The 23,971-nt window shown below is 67.3% G+C and carries 21 protein-coding genes and 1 tRNA gene; 11 read left to right on the top strand and 11 right to left on the bottom strand.

Annotation, left to right across the window (positions count from 1 at the left end; all coding sequences use genetic code 11):
* Nucleotides 1-81: 81 nt before the first annotated feature.
* The gene (locus tag J3R73_RS29240) at nt 82-330 is read left to right on the top strand and encodes a DUF2312 domain-containing protein (RefSeq protein ID WP_307435799.1); all 249 of its coding nucleotides are present in this window, start codon (nt 82-84) and stop codon (nt 328-330) included.
* A gap of 146 nt (nt 331-476) precedes the next feature.
* Here J3R73_RS29240 and J3R73_RS29235 read toward each other — a convergent pair whose 3' ends face one another.
* A complete protein-coding gene (locus J3R73_RS29235; RefSeq protein WP_307435795.1) occupies nt 477-1,082 on the bottom strand; it encodes a tetratricopeptide repeat protein in 606 nt (201 codons plus the stop codon).
* Nucleotides 1,083-1,406: 324 nt separating this feature from the next.
* Here J3R73_RS29235 and rplU point away from each other — a divergent pair, with 324 nt between their 5' ends.
* The 3 genes from rplU (at nt 1,407) to J3R73_RS29220 (ending at nt 2,967) form a co-directional block, all read left to right on the top strand.
* Complete coding sequence (gene rplU / locus J3R73_RS29230; protein ID WP_307435793.1) at nt 1,407-1,787, top strand: 50S ribosomal protein L21; 381 nt, start codon at nt 1,407-1,409, stop codon at nt 1,785-1,787.
* Nucleotides 1,788-1,930: 143 nt separating this feature from the next.
* Nucleotides 1,931-2,212, top strand: a complete 282-nt coding sequence (gene rpmA / locus J3R73_RS29225) for a 50S ribosomal protein L27 (protein ID WP_307435790.1) — start codon at nt 1,931-1,933, stop codon at nt 2,210-2,212.
* 134 nt (nt 2,213-2,346) lie between these two features.
* The gene (locus J3R73_RS29220) at nt 2,347-2,967 is read left to right on the top strand and encodes a GNAT family N-acetyltransferase (RefSeq protein WP_307435787.1); all 621 of its coding nucleotides are present in this window, start codon (nt 2,347-2,349) and stop codon (nt 2,965-2,967) included.
* Nucleotides 2,968-3,077: 110 nt separating this feature from the next.
* On the opposite strand, the gene J3R73_RS29215 is transcribed toward J3R73_RS29220, so the two are convergent.
* The 3 genes from J3R73_RS29215 to rpmB form a co-directional block, all read right to left on the bottom strand.
* A complete protein-coding gene (locus tag J3R73_RS29215) occupies nt 3,078-3,686 on the bottom strand; it encodes a FecR domain-containing protein (RefSeq protein ID WP_307435784.1) in 609 nt (202 codons plus the stop codon).
* A gap of 171 nt (nt 3,687-3,857) precedes the next feature.
* Nucleotides 3,858-4,895, bottom strand: coding sequence for a TerC family protein (locus J3R73_RS29210; RefSeq protein ID WP_307435781.1), 1,038 nt, complete (start codon nt 4,893-4,895; stop codon nt 3,858-3,860).
* Between the two features lie 306 nt (nt 4,896-5,201).
* A complete protein-coding gene (gene rpmB, locus J3R73_RS29205) occupies nt 5,202-5,492 on the bottom strand; it encodes a 50S ribosomal protein L28 (RefSeq protein ID WP_307435778.1) in 291 nt (96 codons plus the stop codon).
* Between the two features lie 242 nt (nt 5,493-5,734).
* Here rpmB and J3R73_RS29200 point away from each other — a divergent pair.
* The 3 genes from J3R73_RS29200 to J3R73_RS29190 all read left to right on the top strand — a co-directional run bounded on the left by J3R73_RS29200 (nt 5,735) and on the right by J3R73_RS29190 (nt 8,517).
* Nucleotides 5,735-5,810: transfer RNA gene (locus tag J3R73_RS29200), tRNA-Thr, on the top strand.
* 49 nt (nt 5,811-5,859) lie between these two features.
* A complete protein-coding gene (locus J3R73_RS29195; protein ID WP_307435775.1) occupies nt 5,860-7,248 on the top strand; it encodes a S41 family peptidase in 1,389 nt (462 codons plus the stop codon).
* Nucleotides 7,249-7,605: 357 nt separating this feature from the next.
* Nucleotides 7,606-8,517, top strand: a complete 912-nt coding sequence (locus J3R73_RS29190) for an arginase family protein (protein ID WP_307435772.1) — start codon at nt 7,606-7,608, stop codon at nt 8,515-8,517.
* Nucleotides 8,518-8,555: 38 nt separating this feature from the next.
* Here J3R73_RS29190 and J3R73_RS29185 read toward each other — a convergent pair whose 3' ends face one another.
* Nucleotides 8,556-10,838 (bottom strand): NADP-dependent malic enzyme, encoded by a 2,283-nt coding sequence (locus tag J3R73_RS29185; RefSeq protein WP_307435769.1) that lies wholly within the window; start codon nt 10,836-10,838, stop codon nt 8,556-8,558.
* 229 nt (nt 10,839-11,067) lie between these two features.
* Between J3R73_RS29185 and dapF the strand changes: the two genes are divergently transcribed.
* From dapF to J3R73_RS29170, 3 genes are all read left to right on the top strand, one after another.
* On the top strand, nt 11,068-11,931 hold the full coding sequence (dapF, locus tag J3R73_RS29180) for a diaminopimelate epimerase (RefSeq protein WP_307435766.1): 864 nt from the start codon (nt 11,068-11,070) through the stop codon (nt 11,929-11,931).
* Nucleotides 11,928-13,178 (top strand): tRNA (N(6)-L-threonylcarbamoyladenosine(37)-C(2))-methylthiotransferase MtaB, encoded by a 1,251-nt coding sequence (gene mtaB / locus J3R73_RS29175; RefSeq protein ID WP_307435762.1) that lies wholly within the window; start codon nt 11,928-11,930, stop codon nt 13,176-13,178. The genes dapF and mtaB overlap by 4 nt, the downstream gene beginning before the upstream one ends.
* A gap of 143 nt (nt 13,179-13,321) precedes the next feature.
* Entirely contained in the window at nt 13,322-14,122 is an 801-nt protein-coding gene (locus tag J3R73_RS29170) for a DUF3108 domain-containing protein (RefSeq protein WP_307435759.1), read from the top strand.
* A gap of 431 nt (nt 14,123-14,553) precedes the next feature.
* On the opposite strand, the gene xth is transcribed toward J3R73_RS29170, so the two are convergent.
* The 6 genes from xth to mnmE all read right to left on the bottom strand — a co-directional run bounded on the left by xth (nt 14,554) and on the right by mnmE (nt 21,339).
* Entirely contained in the window at nt 14,554-15,375 is an 822-nt protein-coding gene (gene xth, locus J3R73_RS29165) for an exodeoxyribonuclease III (RefSeq protein ID WP_307435756.1), read from the bottom strand.
* A 161-nt stretch (nt 15,376-15,536) separates the two neighbouring features.
* Entirely contained in the window at nt 15,537-16,415 is an 879-nt protein-coding gene (locus J3R73_RS29160; RefSeq protein WP_307435753.1) for a ParB/RepB/Spo0J family partition protein, read from the bottom strand.
* Nucleotides 16,416-16,424: 9 nt separating this feature from the next.
* Nucleotides 16,425-17,222, bottom strand: a complete 798-nt coding sequence (locus tag J3R73_RS29155) for a ParA family protein (RefSeq protein ID WP_307435750.1) — start codon at nt 17,220-17,222, stop codon at nt 16,425-16,427.
* Nucleotides 17,223-17,248: 26 nt separating this feature from the next.
* Nucleotides 17,249-17,893, bottom strand: coding sequence for a 16S rRNA (guanine(527)-N(7))-methyltransferase RsmG (rsmG, locus tag J3R73_RS29150; RefSeq protein ID WP_307435747.1), 645 nt, complete (start codon nt 17,891-17,893; stop codon nt 17,249-17,251).
* A 131-nt stretch (nt 17,894-18,024) separates the two neighbouring features.
* Entirely contained in the window at nt 18,025-19,878 is a 1,854-nt protein-coding gene (gene mnmG / locus J3R73_RS29145; protein ID WP_307435744.1) for a tRNA uridine-5-carboxymethylaminomethyl(34) synthesis enzyme MnmG, read from the bottom strand.
* A gap of 123 nt (nt 19,879-20,001) precedes the next feature.
* Nucleotides 20,002-21,339 carry a tRNA uridine-5-carboxymethylaminomethyl(34) synthesis GTPase MnmE gene (mnmE, locus tag J3R73_RS29140; RefSeq protein WP_307435742.1) on the bottom strand — a complete coding sequence of 446 codons (1,338 nt, stop codon included), beginning with the start codon at nt 21,337-21,339 and terminating at the stop codon, nt 20,002-20,004.
* Nucleotides 21,340-21,372: 33 nt separating this feature from the next.
* Here mnmE and J3R73_RS29135 point away from each other — a divergent pair, with 33 nt between their 5' ends.
* On the top strand, nt 21,373-23,376 hold the full coding sequence (locus J3R73_RS29135; RefSeq protein ID WP_307435741.1) for a thioredoxin domain-containing protein: 2,004 nt from the start codon (nt 21,373-21,375) through the stop codon (nt 23,374-23,376).
* The last annotated feature ends 595 nt before the right edge of the window (nt 23,377-23,971 follow it).

Genomic DNA, 23,971 nt, shown 5'->3' with positions numbered 1-23,971 from the left:
GCCTGCCTGCCGCCGCCCCGCCCCCTTGACCCGACTCGCTTTTTTCCCCCACACCCGCCCGAAACAGCGCAGGAGTAGCCCATGACGGACGCAACATCGGTCGCCGCCGACCAGCTCAAATCCATCATCGAACGCATCGAGCGGCTCGAAGAGGACAAGAAGGCTATCGCCGACGACATCAAGGAAGTCTATGGCGAGGCGAAGTCCAACGGCTTCGACGTCGCCATCCTGCGCCGGATCATTTCGCTGCGCAGGAAGCCCGCCGCCGAGCGGGCCGAGGAGGAGGCGATCCTCGAGCTCTACCTCCAGGCCCTCGGCATGGAAGCGTAGGGCAGAGGGAGTGAGGCCTCGCCGGCGACCGCGACGAACACCGGAAAGGCCTCACCCGCCGGGCCCGCATGTCCCGTCGGGACGGGAGCAGGGCGGACCCGTACTTTGCGTCGGTCCGCCGCCGGAAGCGGCGAGCCGGGGAAGCGTCAGCTCTCGTCCTTGCCGTCCATCGCCGCCTGCAGATCCTCGAATTCCTCGCAGGACGTGCCGCAGAGCTTCTTGATGGTGTCGAGCTGCTGCTGGGCGAGATCGCGCCGCCCCTTGATGACATAGGCTTCGCCGAGATATTCGCGCACCTGGACGTAGTTCGGGTCGAGCTGTACCGATTTCAGGTAATAGCCGATGCCTTCGTCGGTACGGCCGAGCTTGCGGGTGGCGTAGCCGCGGAAATTGAGGGCTTTCGGCGTGGCGGGATCGTGCAGCAGGTCGAGCACCTCCAGCGCCTCGTCATAGCGTTTCGCCTTGGTGAGCACCCAGGCGTAATTGGCCATGTCGTCGTCGGGCATGGCGTCCGCTTTCATCTTGACGCATTTCTTCCGCTTGACGCTCCACACATAGCCCTTGTCGCAGGTCGTCATGTCGGTGATGGGCTTGCCGGTCTTGTCGTCGCTGGCGCCGCCACCGCCGCCGCTTCCCCCGCCACCGCCACCGCCGCCTCCCGCGGCGAAGGCGGCACCGACGGACAGAAACAGGACGGCGGACAATGATCCGAGCGTCAGCCGGCGCCGGAACGTCGATGAAGAGTGAGCCATGGTGATCCTCCTTGCATGGATGCCGGGAAAACACGCCATTGCCGATATTATTCGTGCCGAGGCGCGGAATTCGCAGCCCGGCGCGCATTCCCGCCGCGCCTTTCCTTGACTCCCGCGCCCGCCGCTGTATAAGGCCCGTCAACGCGCGGCCTTGGGGTCGCGCGTGTTTTTTCGTGGCCGCCTCTGCCATCGGCGGGCGGCCTTATGTCAACAGACTGGAAAAGCCGGCCGCGCGAGCAGTCCAGGCACCGATCGATGTTCCCCTTTCATCGATGCGTGCGGATGCGACCGCCGGGCGAATGCCGGGTCCGAACGAGGAAAATCATGTTCGCGGTCATCAAGACGGGCGGTAAGCAATACCGCGTCAATCCGAACGACGTCGTAACGGTCGAGAAGCTCGAAGGAGAGGTCGGGGAAATCATCGTATTTCCCGAGATCCTCGCCGTCGGTGGCGACGCAGGCCTGACTTTCGGCACGCCGACGGTGTCAGGCGCATCGGTCGCCGCCGAAGTCGTGGAGCAGGGTCGTGCCGACAAGGTCATCGCCTTCAAGAAGCGCCGCCGCCAGAATTCGAAGCGCCGCCGCGGCCATCGCCAGCACCAGACCGTGGTGCGCATCGCCGAGATCCTCGTCGACGGCGCCAAGCCCACGGTGACGGGCTCGAGCGCGGGAACGGCGGACGAGCCGGCAGCCGCCGAGGCCTGAACCGGCAGGCCCTTCCGGCCTGTCCGCTCGGAAAATGTTTCGGGGGTCGACAATCGCCTGACGATCGGGCATTGTCGGCCCAATTGATGGTTTCACCGCCGTGTCACAGCACCGGCGTAGAATGGATTCGAGGAGTTATCGCCATGGCTCACAAAAAAGCAGGCGGTTCGTCGCGCAACGGTCGCGACTCGCACAGCCAACGTCTCGGCGTCAAGAAATTCGGTTCGGAAGCCGTGATCCCAGGCAACATCATCGTGCGCCAACGCGGCACGAAGTGGCATCCCGGCATCAATGTCGGCATGGGCAAAGACCATACCCTTTTCGCTCTCATCGAGGGCCGCGTCGATTTCCGCACCCGCGCCAACGGCCGAATTTACGTCAATGTCGTCACGGCCGATGCCGCGATGAAAGTAGCAGCAGAATAAACCCGGCGGATATCATCAGCTCCGCCGGCTCCACTGGACCGGCGGACCTGAAAAAAGCCCTAAAGGGTGCACAGGTTGAAGCAAGGGCGGTGGAGAGAAATCCCAACGCCCTTTTTCACGTCTGGAGCTGCCCCATGTCCTCCCAAGCCTCGGCGATCCCGACCATAGAGATCGAAACCGCGCGCTTGATCCTGCGTGCCCCGACCTTCGCCGACGTCCCGGAGATGGCCGCCCTGGCCAACGACTCCGCCGTCGCGCTCATGACGGGCCGCCTGCCTTTCCCCTATGGTGAAAACGACGCGCTCACCTTCGTCCATTATCAGGACGAGGCGCGTCGGGCAGGCAAGGAGCTGGCATTCGCCATCGAAAGCAAGGAAGGCAAGGCCTTCCTGGGCTGCATCGGCTTCCGCCTGCCCAAGCCCGACGCGGCAGAGATCGGCTACTGGCTCGGCCGGCGCCATTGGGGCCGCGGCCTGGCGACGGAAGCGGCCCGGGCGCTGATCGACCACGGCTTCGATACCCTGCCGATCAAGACCGTCATCGGCGAATGCCGCGTCATCAACGAGCCCTCGCGCCGGGTGATGGAGAAGTGCGGCCTGCGCTATATCAATTCGGGCCTGCGCGCCGCTCCGGCGCGCGGCGGCGCCCTGCCGATCGACCGCTTCTGCCTCTCCCGTGCCGACTGGGTCAGCTTCAAGGCCTGGCAGCCCGCCATCGTGCGGGAAAGCAGCGGTTCCACCGAGCTGGCGGTCTGAACGGCCTCCGCTGCGGCGGACAGCCTAGCCGGTGGGGCGATCACCCGATCGCCCTGCCCGGAAACGCAGAGCCCGCCGGAAGCCCCGCTTGTCCGCACTTCCGGCGGACCTCAGGCCACCGATGCCTCGGCATCGGCGATGCGGGCCGCATTCCAGGCGACGGGCTTCGTCGGAGCCGCTCTGGCGCTGGTGAGATTGGTGCCGAGCCCGTGGGTCAGCGTCACCTGCCCGCCATGCGTCGTCACCGTCACGAGCCCGTGCTCGACGAACACGCCGAACACGCCCTTGCTGGGGCCGGCGAAGAATTTCGTGCCGCGCGCCGCGATCAGGCCGAACGGCGTGGTGACGGACAGCGGCCCCGACGGCGCGCCGTCGGGCCGGTCGAACAGCATCGCGCCCCGTTCCAGCACCAGCTCGCCGCCGCGGTCGACCAGAAACCGGTCGATGCGCACCCGTGTGCGCTCGCCGAGCGAGAGCCGCGTCGCCTCGCCGAGCTTGACCGCCAGCCGGGCGCCGGCCCCCGTGCCGAGCATGTCGTCGATGAAGACGGAGGCGCCGACGGCGAGGGGGCGCCTCTCGCCGCGCAGCTGGCCGGTCGTCTCGCCGGCCGTGGCCTGCACGGTTCCCGCCTCGATGATCTGCATGGCGGCCGCCGCAAAGCCGGGCCGCAGGCCGGCGAGGGCGAGCCCGGCCAGGAGGGAACGGCGCGGTATCGGCATGGGACAGGTCTCCTGGGGCAGCAGGCCGAAAGCGCCGGGGCGCGCTTCGGCGACGGAGGGATAAGAGGCCGGGACAAGAGCCGCGGCAGCGGGTCCGCGCCGGCACGATCGCACCTTAGCGGTTTCCCCGCCATGTTGCGAGACACGTCCCGGCCCCGATCCGGGCCCCGGTCACGATTCGTCGACCGGCGTCCGCCGCGGTGCCAGGACAGCCGGCGCAACGCCGCGCGGCTGCACGGGCCGCGTCTTCCAGAGCGAGACGACCACACCGCCGCCGATGATGGCGAGCGTCACCCCGAGCGCCAGCGCCGGGTCGACCTTGCCGACGAGATGGGCCCAGTAGATCTTGGCGCCGATGAAGACCAGCACCAGCGCGAGCGCATATTTGAGGTAGTGGAAGCGGTCGATCATCGCGGCCAGCGCGAAATAGAGGGCGCGCAGGCCGAGGATCGCCATGATGTTCGCGGTATAGACGATGAAGGTATCGGTGGTGACCGCGAGGATCGCCGGCACCGAATCGACCGCGAACACGATGTCGGCGACATTGATGACGATCAGCGCCACCAGCAGCGGCGTCGCATACAGGACGGGCCGGCCGCTGGTCGGATCGGCCTGGCGGACGAGGAAGCGGCTGCCGTGCAGCTCCGCCGTGATGCGCATATGCCGCCGCAGGAAGCGCACCAGCCAGTTTTCCTGGAACGCCTGCGTCTCCCCCGACACGAACAGCATGCGCACCCCGGTGACGATCAGGAAGGCCGCGAAGAGGTAGAGCACCCAGCCATAGGTCTGCACGATGGTGGCGCCGGCGCCGATCATGATGCCGCGCAGCACGATGGTGGCCAGGATGCCCCAGACCAGGGCCCGGTATTGCAGCGCCGCCGGCACGCCGAAATAGCGGAAGATCAGCGCGATGACGAAGACATTGTCGATCGACAGCGATTTCTCGATGAAATAGCCGGTGAAATAGTCGATCGCCGGATTGCTGCCGTCCGGCCTGTCGTCGAGGCCCCACCAGATCGCGGCGCCGAACGCCATGGCGATGGCTATATAGAGGGCGGAGAGCTTGAGGCTCTGCGCGACGCCGAGTTCCCTGTCGTCGCGATTGACGACATTGAGATCGAACACGAGCAGCAGCAGCACGAAGGCGAGGAAGCCGAGCCACATCCAGCTCGGCTGGCCGGCAACGTCATAGGTGAGGAAATCGAGCATGCGCCGGACCCTTTTGCTTCGAAATGACCATCGAAGCCGGCTCCGACATCGCGGCGCGCAGAGCGCATCCGCCAGAGGGGCCCGGTAACCGGCCCCTTTCCATCGCCGATCGCGGCCGCCCCGTCAAGGGCAAGCCGAAAGGACTTCACGTTCGGGGCAGCGCGCGGGAGGCCCTGCCGGGCGCGATCCGGGCTCATAACCGCCAACGCGCGGCGAAAATCGCTGGGCAGGCCCGCCGATTGCGCATCGCCCACGAAAAAGGCCGGAGCAAAGCCCCGGCCTCGAAGGCGGCAACGTGCGAGTGCGTCAGTGCGCAGTCGTCATCTTCTTCTCGATCTCACGCTTCAGCCGGACGGCCGTCGTGGAAAGCTCGGTGGCGCTCGCCTTGATCAGCCAGGCGTCGAGGCCGCCATTGTGCTCGACCGTGCGAAGGCCGGCGGCGGAGACGCGCAGGCGCACGGAGCGGCCGAGCACGTCGGAAATCAGCGTGACATTGTGCAGGTTCGGCAGGAACTTGCGCTTGGTCTTGTGGTTCGAATGGCTCACCTTGTGGCCAGACTGAACACCCTTCTCGGTCAGCGCGCAACGGCGGGACATGGGACGATCCTTCTCAATCGGGACGGCGCCGCACCAGGCGGGGCCAAAGATCAAACGTTACCACCACCCGTGAACGGGGGCAGCAACCTCCGACCCTGAATTGTGTGGCGTTGCTATAGTCGTGCGACATTGTCCCGTCAAGAGCGCTTGCCTTCCGGCGCGCTTGCCTGTATCAGGGCGACGCATCAGCGCGGCTGCCGCATCGGCCGCCGGGCTGCGCATATCCGGACAGCGCTCCAGGCGCCGCTTTAGCTCAGCCGGTAGAGCACATCATTCGTAATGATGGGGTCGCGTGTTCGAGTCACGCAAGCGGCACCACCCTTCCTTCCCTGCATAAATATCGTCGGCGATTCGGGGCTGTCTGCTCATGCGTTTGAACCGCCGGCAATGGATGCAGGCCGCCTCCGCGGCCCTCGCCTCTCTGACGGCAGGGCGCTCGGCCCGGGCGGAGACACCGCCTTCGAGGCTTTCGCCGGGCCGGATGATGGAGGATCTCGATTATCTCCGGACGCAGTGGGCTCCCCTCGACCGAAGCTTCAGCGAGCGGCAGCGGCAGATCCTCGATGGCGTCATCGCGGAAGCCGGGAGCAGAGTCGCCAGCCTGTCCGTCGAGGACTTTGCGCTGTATGTCATGCGAGCGGCGGCCATACCGCGCAACGGCCACACCACCGCGCTGGTCGGTCGCCTGCTGGGCAGCCTGCCGATCCGGACCTGGTGGTTCGCCGACGGGCTCCACATCGTCAGCGCCCAGCCGCAATTCCCGCATGTGCTGGGCGCTCGCGTCGAAAAGCTCGGCGGGATGACGCCGGACGAGGCGCTCGCCGCCGTCGCGCCCTTCATCTCCGGCACCGACCAGCGCATCCGCTATCTGAGCGCCGCCTATCTGACCAGCCCGGCCGTCCTGCGCCGCATCGGCGCGGTACCCGACGCCGCCGAGATTCCGGTGACCCTGCGTCTCGCCGATGGCGGCCTCCATCGCGCCAGCCTCGGCGCGGCAACCGCGCCGGACCCGGGCGATGGCCATGATCCGGTCTTTAGCGGCTGGTCGGCGCTCATCCCGGACGATCCGGACATGCCGGGCCGCTGGCCCCATGTGCTGGATGGGATCGACACCCGCTCCCCCGTCTATGCCAAGCCCACCGACCTGTCGACGACGTGGATGGGGAGCGCCGGCAAGGTTCTGTATGTCAGAAGCAATTATCTGCGCAGCCAGGGCCAGGATGCGCGCTATCAGGGGTGGGTCTTCGGCGTTCTGCAAGGCCTCGTGGTGCCGAAGCAGCCGCAAGCCGTGATCGTCGATCTGCGGCTCAACAATGGCGGCAATTTCTTCGACACGCTTCTGTTCGCCCAGGCCCTGCCGAAATTGATGCCCGCCGGCGGCCGGGTCTTCGTGCTGATCGGTCGCGCGACGTTTTCGGCCGCTTTGGTGACGGCCGCCATGCTCAAGGGCGCCGGCCCGGACAAGGTGATCTTCATCGGCGAGCCGATGGGCGACAACGGCCATTTCTGGGCCGAGCCCGGAACCAAGATCCTGCCGAATTCGGGAATCACCGTTTTCTACAGCACGCGGTTCGAGGACTACGAACATGGATGCTCCGACCCCGGGCAATGCTATTGGCCCACCATCGCCTTCGGACCTCGGAACATATCCCTCGCGCCCGATATCGCGGTCGACGTCTCGTTTTCCGATTACGCGGCGGGCCGGGATCCCGTCCTCGAGAGAGCGCTCGCCATGGCGGATCGCGGCGCGCCATAGGCCTCTTCGCTCGGCCTGTTGCACGATCCGGCCTGATCTCGCTTCATGGATGCCTTCGACGGGGGCGACACGGCCATTCGGTTGCCGTCCTGTCTCGTCTTCGTCCCGCGAAGCCTCACAGATCGAACGCGACGTAATAGAACCCGAACGCGGCAACGGAGACGAAGAGCAAGGCGGACAGCATGGCGGAATCCTTTCGATCTCAAGGGATTGTCGCACCGCGGGGTTTCCGGAATCAGAGGCCTTTGTAATGAAATGTAAGCGCGGCTGCTTTCGGATCGAGGTTCAGGCAGGATCGCAGCATCCGGGCCGCGGGCGGAATCGAGCCCGCCGCTCTCGCCAAGACGAGGACCTCTCATGCCGCCATCGCCCGCCTTCCTCGGTTTCCCCGATCGCCTCCCCGGCAACGTCGCGCCCCGCGCCGTGCTCTTCGGCGCGCCGCACGGCACGCTCTATCCGGGCATCGACGCCGCCCCGTTCGCGCAGGCTCCGGCGGCGATCCGGGCCGCCAGCCAGGAAGATGCGGATTGGACCGAGCATTGGGATTTCGATCTCGACGGCCCGCTGTTCGCCGGCGGTCCCGCCGCTTGCGTCGATATCGGCGACGTGCCGACCACGCTCGGCGACGGTGCCGGCAACCGGGCGCTGATCGAGCGGCAGACGCGCGCCATCCTCGCCGCCTCGGCCGTGCCGGTGATGATCGGCGGCGACGATTCGGTGCCGATTCCCTTCCTCGCCGGCTTTGCGCCGGCCGGCCCGATCTGGATCCTGCAGGTCGACGCCCATATCGACTGGCGCGAGGAGCGCTATGGCGAGCGCTTCGGCTTTTCGAGCACGATGCGGCGCGCCAGCGAGATGCCGCACGTCGCCGGCATCGTGCAGGTCGGCCTGCGCGGCCTCGGCAGCGCCCGCGCCGCGGAGATCGAGGCGGCGAAGAGCTACGGCGCCCGCTTCGTCACGGCGCGCGAGCTGCATCGCGACGGGCCGGAGGCTGCGCTCCGGCATATTCCCGCCGGCGCGAATGTCGTCGTCACCTTCGATTGCGACGCGCTCGACCCTGCCGTCATGCCCGCCGTGGCCGCCCCGACGCCGGGTGGGCTCGACTACGGCCAGGCGATCGGCCTGATCGAGGGCGTCGCCGCCCGCGCGAGGATCGCGGGATTCGACCTGATCGAGTTCTTTCCGCCGTCCGATCGCGGCGGCGTCTCCGCGATCACGGCGGCGCGCCTTCTCGTCAACGTCATCGGCCGCATCGCCCGGCAGGCGTGACGCGCCGCGCGGACGCGCCTGCCGGCCCGCCGATGGTGCTACCCGCCGATATTGGCGGCGGCGAGCACGGCCATGTTGACGAGGTCCGAATCCTTGGCCGCCAGCGGCACGATCTGCACCGGCTTGTCGAGGCCCACCAGCATCGGCCCGATCACCGTGGCGCCGCCGAGCTCCTGCAGCATCTTGGTGGCGATCGAGGCCGAGTGGAAGGCGGGCATGATCAGCACATTGGCCGGGCCGCTGAGGCGGCAGAACGGATAGAGCGCCATCGCCTCGCGGTTGAGGGCGACGTCGGCGCCCATCTCGCCGTCATATTCGAAATCGACCCGGCGCTTGTCGAGGATGCGCACGGCCTCGCGCACGCGTTCGGCCCGCTCGCCCTCGGGATGGCCGAAGGTCGAATAGGCGAGCATGGCGACGCGCGGCTCGTAGCCGAGGCGCTTGGCCACCATCGCCGCCTCGACCGCGATCTCGGCGAGTTCCTCGGAGGTCGGCATGTCGTGCACCGCGGTATCGGCGACGAGCACGGTGCGCCCGCGCGCCAGTGCGATCGACACGCCGATGACGCGGTGCCCCGGCTTGTCGTCGATGACGCGGCGGACATCCTCGAGCGCGATCGAATAATTGCGGGTGAGGCCGGTGACCATCACATCGGCATCGCCCATCGCCACCATGCAGGCGGCGAAATAATTGCGGTCGATGCTGGCGAGGCGGATGCAGTCGCGCATCAGATAGCCTTTGCGCTGCAACCGGTCGTAGAGATATTGCGCATAGGCATTGGTGCGCGGGGAAATGCGCGCGTTCTGGATGATCATGCCCTCGCGCATCTCGACGCCGGCGAAGGCGGCGGCGGCCTCGACGCGGTCTTCGCGGCCGACCAGGATGGCGCTGCCGAGCCCCTGGTTGACATAGGAGGCGGCGGCGCGGATCACCGCCTCCTCCTCGCCCTCGGCGAAGACGACGCGCTTGGGATAGCGCCGCACCTTGTCGTAGATGCGCGCCAGCGTTCCGGCCACCGGGTCGCGCCGCGCCGAAAGCTGGGCGCGATAGGCTTCGAGATCGGCGATCGGCTTGCGCGCCACGCCCGTCTCCATCGCCGCCTTGGCGACGGCGATCGGGATGCGGGTGATCAGGCGCGGGTCGAACGGGGCGGGGATGATGTATTCGCGGCCGAAGCGCGGCCGGGCGCCCTGATAGGCGGTGGCGACCTCGTCCGGCACGTCCTCCTGCGCGAGTTCCGCCAGCGCGACCGCGGCGGCGACCTTCATCTCCATGTTGATCGAGGTCGCCCGCACGTCGAGCGCCCCGCGGAAGATATAGGGGAAGCCGAGGACGTTGTTGACCTGGTTGGGATAGTCCGAGCGGCCGGTGGCGACGATGGCGTCGTCCCGCACGGCATGGGCTTCGTCGGGCGTGATCTCCGGGTCCGGATTGGCCATGGCGAAGATGATGGGGTTGGGCGCCATCGAGCGCACCATGTCGGCCGTCAGCGCGCCCTTGGCGGAGACGCCGAAGAAGACGTCCGCCCCGTCCATCGCCTCGGCGAGGGTGCGCCGGTCGGTGACCGCGGCATGGCCCGACTTCCACTGGTTCATGCCCTCGGTGCGTCCCTGCCAGACCACGCCCTTGGTGTCGCACAGCAGGACGTTGGCGGGGGCGAATCCCATCGCCTTGACCAGTTCCACGCAGGCGATGCCGGCCGCCCCGGCGCCGTTGACCACGAGCCGCGTGGAGGAAATGTCCCGTCCGGTGATCTTCAGGCTGTTGAACAGGCCGGCGGCGGCGATGATGGCGGTGCCGTGCTGGTCGTCATGGAAGACCGGGATGTCCATCAATTCCTTGAGGCGCTCCTCGATGATGAAGCATTCCGGCGCCTTGATGTCCTCCAGATTGATGCCGCCGAAGGTCGGCCCGAGATAGCGCACCGCATTGATGAACGCGTCGGGATCCTTGGTGTCGATTTCCAGATCGATCGAATCGACGTCGGCGAAGCGCTTGAACAGCACCGCCTTGCCTTCCATCACCGGCTTGGAGGCGAGCGCCCCGAGATCGCCGAGCCCGAGGATGGCGGTGCCGTTCGAAATCACCGCGACCAGATTGCCCTTGGCCGTGTAGTCATAGGCCCGGGCCGGATCCTCCGCGATCGCCCTCACCGGCACCGCGACCCCCGGCGAATAGGCCAGCGACAGGTCGCGCTGGGTCGCCATCGGCTTGGTCGCGACGACCTCGATCTTGCCGGGCTTGCCCTGCGCGTGGAAGGCGAGCGCTTCCTGGTCGGTAAAGCTGGGACGCGGCTGGCGCGGCGGTTTGTGGTCCGGCATTTTCGGAGGCTTTCCAGTGGCGGGGCGCCGACCCTATCCGCTGCTTTGGCGGCCAACAAGGGTGATTTCTGGTTGCACTGCAGCAGAAAACGTCGCTTTTGCGCATCTCCCCGGCAGAAGTTCGCGGCCTGGCGGCGGCCTGCATGATCGGCCTGCCGGCGTCGAGACGGCCATTGGTTTGCGGCCGGATTTCCCCTATATGAAGGGGCAGAATTGAGAGCCTTTCCGCATGTCCGGCCTTGCGAACCGCCCCTATCTGAAGATGAACGGCATCGGCAACGAGATCGTCGTGCTCGACCTGCGCGACGGCGGCCACGAGGTCACGCCGGCGGAGGCGCGGGCGATTGCGGCGCATGAGCCGTTCGACCAGCTGATGGTGCTCTATCCGCCCCGGCAGGCGGGCACGGATGCCTTCATGCGCATCTTCAACACGGACGGCTCGCAGTCCGGCGCCTGCGGCAACGGCACGCGCTGCGTCGCCTGGCACCTGATGCCGGCGCACGGCCGCGACACCATCGTCCTGCAGACGCCGACGAGCCTGGTCGAAGCCCGCCGGGCCGGCGAGGCCTTCACCGTGGACATGGGCCCGCCCCGCTTCCTGTGGCAGGAGATTCCGATCTCGCGCCCGGCCGAGGACACCCGCGCGGTCGACTTCCGCTACGGTCCGGCCGAAGCGCCGCTGCTGGAGCGGCCGAGCCTGGTCAATATGGGCAATCCGCATGCCGTTTTCTGGGTGCCGGACGACCCCTATGGCTACGACCTCGCCACCATCGGGCCGAGCATCGAGCACGATCCTCTGTTTCCCGAACGGGTGAACGTCTCGCTCGCCGAGGTCCGCGATGCCGGCCACATCGTGCTGCGCGTGTGGGAGCGCGGCGCCGGCATGACCCGGGCCTGCGGCTCGGCGGCCTGCGCCACCGGCGTGGCGGCGGCCCGGCTCGGCCTGACCGCACGCCGGACCCGCATCTCGCTGCCGGGCGGCGATCTCCTGATCGACTGGCGCGAGAGCGACGACCATGTGCTGATGACCGGCGCCGTCGAGCTCGAGCATGCCGGACGCTTCGCGCCCTCCTGGTTCGCCGACGCCGCATGAGCACCGCCGCCAGCACGGTCGTCACCTTCGGCTGCCGCCTCAACATCCATGAATCCGAGGCGATGAAGACGCTTCTCGGCGGCCGGGACGACCTCACGGTGATCAACAGCTGCGCGGTGACGGCCGAAGCGACGCGCCAGGCACGCCAGGCCATCCGGCGCCTCAAGCGCGAGGATCCGCAGCGGCGCATCGTCGTCACCGGCTGCGCGGCGCAGACCGACACCGAGCGCTTCGCCGCCATGGAGGAAGTCTCCTTCGTCGTCGGCAATGCGGAGAAGCTCACGCCTTCGACATGGCAGTCGCTCGACGACAGCCGGGGCAAGGTGGTCGCCTCCGACATCATGGCGGCCCGCGATATCGCGCTGCCGGAGATCGGCGGCTTCGAGGCGCGCGCCCGCGGTTTCGTCCAGATCCAGAACGGCTGCGACCATCGCTGCACCTTCTGCATCATCCCGTTCGGACGCGGCAATTCGCGCTCGCTGGCGCCGGAACTCGTCGTCGCGCAGATCCGGCGCCTTGTCGAAGCCGGCTACAAGGAGGTCGTCCTCACCGGCGTCGACCTGACGAGCTACGGCGCCGACCTGCCCGCCCCCCTGCCGCTTGGGCGGCTCGTGCGGCAGATATTGGCGGAGATCCGCGAGCTGCCGCGGCTGCGGCTGTCCTCGATCGATTCGATCGAGGCCGATGCGGACCTCATGCGCATGCTGGCGGAGGAGGAACGGCTGATGCCCCACCTCCACCTCTCGCTGCAGTCGGGCGACGATCTCGTCCTGAAGCGGATGAAGCGGCGCCATTCCCGCGCGGATGCCCTGCGCTTCTGCGCCGAGGCCAGTCGCCTGCGCCCCGACGTCGTCTTCGGCGCCGACATCATCGCCGGCTTTCCGACCGAGGACGAGGCGATGTTCCGCCGCTCGCTCGACCTCGTCGAGGAATGCGGCATCGTCTATCTGCACGCCTTTCCGTTCTCGCCTCGCCCGCAGACGCCGGCCGCCCGCATGCCGCCCGTCGACGGCACCGCGATCCGGGAGAGAGCCGCCCGCCTGCGGGAGGCGGGCGACCAGGCGCTTGCACGCTTCCTGGATGGCCAGATCGGCCGCGCGCTGCCGATCCTGACCGAACGTGGCGGCATCGGCCGCACCGTCCAATTCGCCGCCGTGCGGCCGACGGAGGCGCGAGCGCCCGGGGAAATCCTTCCCGTCCGCATCACCGCCCGCAGCGGACGGGAACTTGTTGCCGTCGCAGCTTGATTTCGGCCTTGGGAGCGTGGATTCATCATAGGTTCAGCCGTGATGGCGATGATGATTCTCGATAGCCACAAGGGCCGGACCCGCCATCGTCCGGCGGCGTCATGCCGGCGCGCTGGCCCGCTTCCGGCCGTGGAGACTTCCGCGTGAAGACATATAGATCCGCTTTCGCCGCCGCCGCCCTGCTCGGACTGGCTTCGGCACCTGCCCTCGCCAGCACCGGCGCGCTCGTCGTCCGCTACGGCCTCACTCTGGCGGGCCTGCCGATCGGCACCGCCACCGTGACCTTCAACGTCGCGGATGGCGGCCCCTACAAGATCAACGCGGCGGCCAAGGTCGGCGGCGTGATGAGCCTGCTCAGTGACGGCCGCGGTTCGGCGAGCGCGGCCGGCCGCCTCGGCCCGAGCCAGCCGCAGCCCTCCAGCTATGCCCTCAACTCGATCTCGGGAAAGAAGCCGCAGACGGTGCAGCTCGCCCTCGCCAACGGCGCGGTGACCGCCGCGGCCATCATGCCCGAGCCCGCGCCGCGGCCCGACCGGGTGCCGGTGACCCTGGCAGACAAGCGCGGCGTGATCGACCCGCTGTCCGCCCTGCTCGTGCCGGTCGCCGGTTCCGTCAACGTGCTGTCGGCGGACGCCTGCCGGCGCAAGCTGCCGATTTTCGATGGCGCCCAGCGCTTCGACATTCCGCTCACCTATTCCCGCACCGAGCAGGTGCGGGGCAAGGGCTATGACGGACCGGTGATCGTCTGTTCGGCCCGCTATATTCCCATCGCCGGGCACAGGCCGGAACGGGCGCAGACCAAGTTCATGGAAGACAATCGCGATCTCGAATTCTGGCTCGCACCGATCGGCGGCACCCACGTCCTGGCGCCCTGGCGAATCGTCGTCGGCACCCAGATCGGACGGCTCACCATCGACACCATCCGATACGGCGGCGGCGACTGATCGCAGGCGCAGGCGCCATGGGCGCTGAGATAGGGGGTCCTGACCTGCAACGGTTCAGGATTTGTCATTGCCGGGCTCGTCCCGGCAATCCAGCCGGGCCTCCAACGTCATCCTGGACGAAGTCTGGATACCCGGAACCCGGGTAGGACAAAACGGCCCCCTGCCGATGTCTTGCCGCATATGGCACACGCCCTGCCGCCTGCAGACTTCCCACCAGATGATCCTCCGGCTTCGTTCCGGCCGATGACGGAGGTGCCTCATGGCGGGACAGGACATTAAGACATGCCGAGCGGCCCGCATCCCTCCGGCGCATAGACCAGTCCGAACCGCCTCCATTTTTCACCGTTTCCCGCGCGGACATTCCCCGAACCGCCATCGCCCGCTGATTCGGCCACTCTTCGTTCCCTCTCCGGTTGATAGCTTAACGCCGGTCACGCCACGGCGAACACGCCGGTGACCGGGACGTGGTCGGACGGCTTCGTCCATCCCCGCGCTTCGACGAGGACGTCGATCGAGAGCGCCGAATCGGCCAGCGTCGGCGTGGCCCAGATATGGTCGAGCCGCCGGCCGCGATTCGAGGCAAGCCAATCGGCGGCCCGATAGCTCCACCACGTGTAGAGCTTCTCCGTTTCGGGCACGAATCGACGCATCACGTCGACCCAGCCGCCGGTGGCGATCATCGCTTTCATCGCTTCGGTCTCGACCGGCGTGTGCGAGACGACGTCGAGAAGCTGCTTGTGGCTCCACACATCCTGTTCGAGCGGCGCGATGTTGAGGTCGCCCACCAGCAGCGCGTTCGGACTGGAGGCGGAAAACTCGCCGGCGAACCAGGCGTCCATTTCGGCGAGGAAATCGAGCTTGTGGCCGAATTTCGGATTCACCTCCCGGTTCGGAATGTCGCCTCCCGCCGGCACGTAGAAATTGTGGATGGCGAGTTCCTGCCTCAAGCCGGCGGCAGCGCCGAGCCGGACGGAGATGTGGCGGGCATCGCCCTTGGCGCAGAACTCCCGCTTCTCGACCAGATCGAACGGCAGCTTCGAGAAGATGGCCACGCCGTGATAGCCTTTCTGGCCGTTATAGGCGATGTGGTCGAATCCGAGCCTGCGCACATCCGCCAGCGGGAACTTGCCGTCCTCGACCTTGGTCTCCTGCAGGCACAGCACATCCGGATTGCGTGCCGCCACCAATTGGCGCACGAGGTCCATGCGCAGGCGCACGGAGTTGATGTTCCAGGTCGAGACGACGATGTTCATGAAGATGCCTTGAGGTGCGATGGTCTCGGGGCCGTCGCCGAATTCGCGCGGGGATGAGCAGAGAGGGCGACAAAGCCCTTCACCCGCGCCCTGTGCCGACCCTGTTTGAACCTTGCCGCGCGGCCCCGCGAAATCGGCCCGCCGGCAAATCTCGGGACGCCTCAGCCGCGCAGGCGGCGGCAGAGGTCGTCGAGCTGCTCCAGCGAGTTGTAGCGGATTTTCAGCTCGCCGCCGTCGCCCCGGTGGTCGAGCAGCACCTTGAGACCGAGCACGTCGGAGATGGTCCGCTCCAGGGCGATGGTGTCAGGGTCCTTCTCGACCCGCGACCGGGCCCGCACCACCCTCCCGCTGTCCTCGGCATGCTCCTGGGCAATGCTCTCGGCATCACGTACGGTCAACCCCTGCCGGATGATGGCCTGGGCCACCTCTTCGGGATTGGCGACTGAAAGCAGCGCGCGGGCATGGCCGGCGGTGAGCTCGCCATTGATGACGGAAGCCTTGACCGCGTCGGGCAGCCTGACCAGCCGGAGCGTATTCGCCACATGGCTCCGGCTCTTGCCGATGACCTTGGCGAGATCGTTCTGCGAATAGGAGAACTCCTGGATCAGCCGCTCATAGCCCACGGCCTCTTCGATCGCGTTGAGGTCCGCCCTCTGGACGTTCTCGATGATCGCGAGTTCCAGTGCCTCACGGTCGGAGGCTTCGACGATCGTTACGGGAACATCATGTAGGCCCGCACGCTGCGCGGCGCGCCAGCGCCGCTCGCCGGCGATGATCTCATAGGCATCGAAGCTTCCGGCGACCGGCCGCACCACGATCGGCTGGATGATGCCTTTCTCCCGAATAGACGCCGCGAGTTCCTCCAGATCCTCGTCTCCGAAGCGTTGGCGGGGATTTTTCGGATTGGCTCTCAGGAAGCCGATCGGCACCCGCCTCTGACCGCGCGCCCGTTCGATCGCCGAATTCTCGTCGCCGGCGTCGCCGATCAGGGCGGCGAGGCCACGCCCCAGGCGCGGCCGCATCTTGTCCTCAGGGGTCATGGTCGATCCTTAAGCGGCGCGCAGCATCTTCTCGCGCTGAATGATTTCGGAGGCGAGACGGACATAGGCCTGGCTGCCGGGGCATTTCAGGTCGTAGAGCAGCGACGGCTTGCCGTAGGAGGGGGCTTCCGAGACCCGCACATTGCGGGGGATGACGGTCTGGTAGACCTTCTCGCCCATGAACTGGCGGACATCCGCCACCACCTGGCCCGAAAGGTTGTTGCGCGCATCATACATCGTCAGCACGATGCCGTGGATACCCAGGCTGGAGTTGAGCGAGTTCCGCACCTGCTCGACCGTCTTCAGCAGCTGGGACAGGCCTTCCAGGGCAAAGAATTCGCATTGCAGCGGCACCAGCACAGCGTCCGCCGCCGTCATCGCATTGATGGTGAGAAGGTTGAGGGAAGGCGGGCAATCGACAAGAATATAGGAGCAGGGAAAATCATCCGATGCCGCCAGTGCATGGATGGCGCGTCGCAGCCTGTAGGCCCTGTCCCGGTCGCCCGCGATTTCGAGCTCGACCCCGAGCAGATCCATGTTGGACGGCGCAATATGCAGTTGCGGGACAATCGTCTCCAGAATCGCGGTCCGCAGATCGCAGTCGCCGACCATCACGTCATAGGTGCTGTGAACGCGCTGCTTGCGGCTGATCCCCAGTCCGGTCGATGCATTGCCCTGAGGGTCGAGGTCGATGATCAGCACGTCCTCGCCGATGGCGGCGAGAGCGGTTCCCAAATTGATGGCCGTCGTCGTCTTGCCGACGCCGCCCTTCTGGTTGGCAATTGCAAGCACACGCGGAAGAGTCATGACATCCATCCTGTTGCCGTCCACGCTCATGGCCCGGACCGCCTCGCCGCTTTGCTGACGACCATGATCCGCCCCGTAGGGTCGGTCACGCTCGGCAACAGCTGCGCGTCGATTCTCCAGTATTTGCCTGCGTCGGTCAATTCCTGATCGGCTCCTCTGCCTTTGAGGAACAGCCCCCGGGCGCCTGCGCGAAACAGCTTCTCGCCGAGATCGAGCAAATCACCCACGGGCGCGAGTGCTCTCGCCGTGACGATGTCGGCGTTGCCCCGCCACGCAGCGGTGAAATCCTCGATCCGCATGGCATGGACGGTCGCTGGTGCTTCGGTGGCGCGAGCGACCTCGCGCAGGAAGGAGGCCTTGCGTCCATTGCTCTCGACGAGATGGACATGGAAGCCGGGGCGGTCGACACCCGCAATGGCGAGGACGAGTCCCGGAAACCCCGCACCGCTGCCGAAGTCGACGACGGTGTGAGCGCCATCGAGCAGCGGCAGCAGCTGCGCGCTGTCGGCGAGATGGCGCGTCCACACATGCTCAAGCGTCGAGGGAGCCACCAGATTCTTGATCGTCTGCCAGCGCAGAAGCAGGTCGACATAGATGTCGAGCCGAACGGCTGTTTCATGTGAAACAGCCAGATGAGACAGGGCCAGGGCGCGGTCGGCTTCGAGAGGCATGAATCGTCAATGCCCGAGCCGAGCGCGAAGGGCAACGTCTCGCACTGGCAATCCCGGATTTATTTTTCGGGGAGTCCTGCAATCCTGTTGAGGTTATGCCTCAGCGAATCGATGCGGCGCCGAATCGATGCTCATCGACGCAGCTTGCGCAGCGTTGCCAACAACAGCGTCGTGGCCGCTGGCGTGATGCCGTCGATCCGGCCCGCCTGGCCCACCGTCCTCGGCCGCACCGCAGAGAATTTATGCTTGGTCTCGTTGGAAAAGCCGACCACGCCGGCGAAATCGAAATCGTCGGGAATCTCGATGTCCTCGTCGCGCCGGAAGGCCGCGACGTCGGCGCGCTGCCGTTCGAGATAAACAGCGTATTTCGCCTCGATCTCGACCTGCTCCCGAATGGCGCCGTCGATCCCGCCCGCCTCCGGCCAGAGCCGCGCGAGATCGGCAAAGCCGACGGTCGGATAGGCCAGAAGATCAAACGCCGAGCGACGGACACCGTCGCGATTGATATAGATGCCGGCCGACTCCGCCTGATTGGGGGTCACCGACACCGATCTGGCCCAGGCCACCGCGTCGGCCAGTGCCGCCCGCTTGCCGGCCCAGGAGGTCTGGCGTTCCTGTCCGATCAAGCCCAGCCCCAGGCCGATCTCCGTCAGGCGCTGGTCGGCATTGTCGGCGCGCAAGGTCAATCGATATTCTGCGCGCGAAGTGAACATGCGGTAGGGCTCGCTGATTCCCCGCGTCACGAGATCGTCGATCATCACGCCGAGATAGGAGGTCTCTCGCCCGAAGGTGACGCCCTCGCTTCCACCCGCGCGCCGCGCCGCATTGAGCCCCGCCGCGAGGCCCTGGCCCGCCGCCTCCTCATAGCCGGTGGTGCCGTTGATCTGTCCTGCCAGGAAAAGCCCGCGAACCGCCTTGGCCTCGAGCGTCGCGAACAGCGCCCGGGGATCGACATGGTCATATTCGATGGCGTAGCCCGGCCGCAGCATCTGCGCCTTCTCCAGGCCGGGAATGGTGGCGATCATCGCCTTCTGCACGTCCTCCGGCAGGGAGGTCGAAATGCCATTCGGATAGACTGTGTGATCCTCCAGGCCCTCCGGCTCCAGGAAGATCTGATGCCCGTCCCGTTCGCCGAAGCGCACCACCTTATCCTCGATGGAGGGGCAGTAACGCGGGCCGCGGCTCTCGATCTGGCCGGAATAAATCGGTGCGCGATGGATGTTGTCGCGTATGACCTGATGGGTCTCGGTGGTCGTCCTGGTAATACCGCAGGCGATCTGGCGGTTGGGCAGCCCCTTGGTCAAGGTCGAGAACGGTTCGGGCGGCTCGTCTCCGGGCTGCATTTCGAGCGACGCCCAATCGATGGTGCGGCCGTCGAGACGGGCCGGCGTCCCCGTCTTCAACCGCCCGAGCGGCAGGCCGAGGCGTGCCAATGTCCGGGAAAGACCGAGCGCCGGCGCCTCGCCGACCCGGCCGGCAGCGATCCGGGTCTCGCCGATATGGATGACGCCGCTGAGAAAGGTCCCCGTCGTCAACACGACCGATCCGCATCCGAATCGATCTCCGCGGGCCATTGCAATGCCCGTAACGGCTCCGAATCGAGTCTCGATGTCGTCAACTTCACCTTCGATGACGGTGAGGCCCTGCTGCTCGCCTATCGCAGCCTGCATGGCGCGGGCATACAGCGCCCGGTCGGCCTGCGCTCGCGGCCCGCGCACCGCCGGGCCCTTGCGTCGGTTGAGCACCCTGAACTGGATGCCGCCCTGATCGGCGACGCGTCCCATCAGGCCGTCCAGCGCATCGATCTCCCGCACGAGGTGGCCCTTGCCGAGGCCGCCGATCGCGGGATTGCACGACATCGTGCCGATGGTGGCGGCGCGATGCGTCACCAGCGCGGTCCGCGCGCCAAGCCGCGCCGCCGCCGCCGCCGCTTCGCAGCCAGCGTGGCCGCCGCCGACCACAATCACATCGAACTGTCGATCCATGCATCCATTCCCTATCCGGAGGCGCTTTTACGCCGGTGAGGCGCGAGCGTCAAAGGCGCGGTGTCCGGAAGGGACGGCGCAGAGACGCTCCATGGCCTGCGGACCGGCCGCACAGCCGAAAGCCTATTTGCCGATGCAAAATTCGCGGAAGATCAGGTCGTAGATCTCGTCGATATCGACCCGGCCGGTCAACCGCCCGACGGCGCGCGCCGCCAGCCGCAAATCCTCGGCGATGAATTCGACGGGCGTGTCGACATCCGCGCCGCGGACGATGTCGAGATGCCGTGCCACAATCTCCAGTTCCTGGCGATGGCGCGCCCGTGTCACCAGCGCCTGCTCGCCGCCCTCCAGCGCGGCGCGCGCCATCGCTTCGAGGCGCGCCAGCAGGGTCGCCATGCCGGTGCCGCCATGCACCGACAGGCTGACGTCGAAGGCGCCGATCGCCGCCGAGCCCGGCTGATCGTCCTTGGTGCGGATGCGGAGCAGCGGCGCCGCCACCGCCGGAGGCTCGGCACGGGCATCGGCTGATTCCAGCCAGACCACCAGATCGGCGCGCTCGAGACTGGCGCGCGCCCGCTCCACCCCCATCGTCTCCACCACATCCGTCGTCTCGCGCAGGCCCGCGGTATCGACCAGCGTCACCGCATAGCCGCCGAGGTCGAGATGCACCTCGATGGTGTCGCGGGTGGTGCCGGCGATGGGCGAGACGATCGCGACGTCGCGTTGCGCCAGGGCGTTCAGCAGGGTGGACTTGCCGGCATTGGGCGGGCCGGCGATCACCACCACCGCACCCTCGCGGATTCGCTCGCCGCGGCGTGCACCCGCCAGGGCGGCCTCGATCTCGCCGTGGAGCGTGCCGGCATTCTCCCGCACCGACGCCAGCAGCGCCGGCACGTCCTCTTCGTCGGGAAAATCGATCTCGGCTTCCGCCCAGGCCAGCAGCCGCGCCAGGCGGGCACGCCAGTCCGCGGCCGCACGCTCCAGGGCGCCCCCGGCCTGGCGGAGGGCCTGCCGCCGCTGGCTGCCGGTCTCCGCCTCCACAAGGTCCGCCACACCCTCCGCAGCCGTCAGATCCATGCGGCCATTGCCGACCGCCCGCCTGGTGAACTCGCCGCGTTCCGCGACGCGGAAACCCGCCAGACCGGCCAGGGCCGACAGCACCGCCTCGACCACGGCGCGCCCCCCATGCACATGGAACTCTCCGACATCCTCGCCCGTGAAGCTCGCCGGCCCCGCGAAAAAGAGCACGAGGGCTTCGTCGAGGACCTCCCCGGAGGCCGGCTCCCGCAGGTGCCGCAGAACCGCCCGCCGCGGCTCGGGAACGCCGCCGGCCATCGTTTCAAGGCCGAATCGAACGCCGGGTCCCGACAGGCGGATGACCGCCACACCCGACCGGCCTGCGCCGGAGGCCAGCGCAAAGATGGTATCGTTCTCGCCATATCGCAAAGAAGGCACGTTCATGGTCTAACTTCTTCCGACAGGAGATCGATCGCCTTGCAGAACAACCTCGCCCATGAAACCAGTCCCTATCTGATCCAGCACGCCGCCAATCCCGTGCATTGGCAGCCCTGGGGCGAGGCGGCCTTGACGCTCGCCCGGCAGCAGAACAAGCCCATCCTGCTGTCCGTCGGCTATGCCGCCTGCCACTGGTGCCATGTGATGGCGCATGAAAGCTTCGAGGATCCGGCCATCGCCGCCGTCATGAACGAGCTCTTCGTCAACATCAAGGTTGATCGGGAGGAACGGCCCGATATCGATCAGATCTATATGGCGGCCCTGCATGCCCTTGGGGAGCAGGGGGGCTGGCCGATGACGATGTTTCTGACGCCTGACGGGGATCCCTTCTGGGGCGGGACCTATTTCCCGCCGGAGCCGCGTTATGGCCGTCCCGGCTTTCCCGACGTGCTGCGCGCCATCGCCGGGGCCTATCATGACGATCCCGTCCGCATCGGGCGCAACCGCGACGCTCTTCGCGGGGCGCTCGCCCGTATTCCGCCGCGCGGCCACACCGCATTCGGCGCGGGCGACCTTGCCCAATCGATCGGACGGCTCGCCGCGATCACCGATCCCGTCAATGGTGGCACCACGGGTGCGCCGAAATTTCCGAATGCCTCCTATCTCGAACTTCTGTGGCGCGGCGGGCCGGGCAGCGAAGCCCGACGGCTCATGCTGCTGACGCTCGAGCGCATCTGTCAGGGCGGCATCCGGGACCATGTCGGCGGCGGCTTCGCGCGCTACAGCGTCGATGAACGCTGGCTGGTGCCGCATTTCGAGAAGATGCTCTACGACAATGCCCAGCTTCTCGAATTGCTCGCCCTCGCCTGGGCCGAGACGGGGCGCGACCTGTTCCGCCAGGCCGCCGGCGAATTGGTGGAATGGCTGCGGCGCGAGATGATGGCCGGCGACGGCCGCGCCTTCGCCGCCTCGCTCGACGCCGATTCCGAGGGCCATGAAGGCCGCTTCTATGTCTGGCGTCCCGAACAGGTCACCGACGCGTTGTCGCCCGAAGACGCCGCCTTCGCGCTGGCGGCGTACGACATCACGCCGAGCGGCAATTGGGAAGGAAGCGCCATTCCCAACCGCCTCGACCGGCCCGATCTCACCCCCGCGGAGGTGGCGCGCTGGCACCGCCTTCGTCCCATCCTCCTCGCCGAGCGGTCGCGCCGCGTGCCGCCGGGCCGCGACGACAAGGTCCTTGCCGACTGGAACGGCCTGATGATCGCCGCCCTCGCCCGTGCCTCCGTCGTCTTCGCTGAGCCGGCCTGGCTGCAGCTCGGGCGCGACGCCTTCCGTTTCGTCGCCGAATCCATGGCGCATGGCGACAGCCTCGGCCATTCCTGGCGCGACGGCCGCCTGCTGGTGCCGGGCCTCGCCACCGATCTCGCCGCCATGATCCGGGCCGCCCTCGCTCTTGCGGAGGCGGGCGCCGAAGGCGATTTCATCATGCGGGCCCTCGGCTGGGCGGATGCCGTCGAGCGGGATTACCGCGATTCCGAAGGCGGCGGCTATTTCCTGACGGCAAGCGATGCGGCGGGCCTCATCGTGCGGCCTCGGTCGACCCTGGACGACGCCGTGCCCAACGCCAACGGCATGATGGCGGATGACCTCGTCCGGCTCGCCGCGCTCACCGGCGACGAGCGCTGGCTGACGCGGGCCGACGAGGTTCTTGCCGGCCTTTCCCCGTCGATCGCGGCCAATATCTTCGGCCATTGCTCGCTTCTGAATGCCCTGGATCTCAGGCTGGGCGGCCTGGAGGTCATCGTGGTCGGCGAAGGCCCGGGCGCCGATGCGCTGCTGGCCAAAGCCCGGGCGCAACCATTTCCGGTCCGAATCATTTTGCGGATCCGGACAATCGCCGATCTGCCCTCCAGCCATCCGGTGAGGGCGGCCCCCGCCACGCCCGGTGCCGCCGCCTTCGTCTGCACCAACGGACGCTGCTCGCTGCCGGCTGGCAACGCCGCCGATCTCGCAGCGACCCTCGCCGCCATGCGGCGCTGAGAATGTTTCATGTGAATCAGGCTGTCGACCGGATGACGCGTGATTCATGTGAAACATTGCGTCGGTGATTGCCGCATGAGCGGTTGTCAAGCCGAGAGCCGTAGCGGGAGCGTCATGCTGCCCGCAGCCGGCTCCGCGACGAGATGGAGAGGCCGGCGTCTCACGGCCCGCCGATCGAAACGCAATGCCGGCCAAGCCTTCGCCCCACAAGCGGGGACTCCGCATCTCATGCAGAAATGCTCGCGTGAGGATGAGGGCCGGCGCAACCGGGAAGAGGGAGACGGCGGCCAAGCCGTTCCTCTCGTCATGGTTCAGCCTTCGTGCCGCCCCTCACCTCTATCCTCTCCCCGCAAAGCGGGGCGAGGGGACCCCGGCGTCGCGGCAGGATGGAGAGGCCGGCGTCTCGCAGCCCGGCGACCGAAACGCGGCGCCAGTCGCACCTTTGCCCCGCTGGCGGGAGCTCCGCATTTCCTGCACAAGCGCTCCGGGTGAGGATGAGGAACGGCCCGGCTTAGGCCGCGCGATGGGAAGGGCACGGTCTGAGGGCCGTGCGCAAATAGGCTCATTAGGAAAAGGTTGTATGCCGGGGCTTGGC

It is taken from the genome of Labrys monachus (genome assembly GCF_030814655.1).
Classification (GTDB): domain Bacteria; phylum Pseudomonadota; class Alphaproteobacteria; order Rhizobiales; family Labraceae; genus Labrys; species Labrys monacha.
The sequence above is the reverse complement of the archived record's forward strand: the minus strand, read 5'-3'. Positions and strand labels throughout refer to the sequence as shown.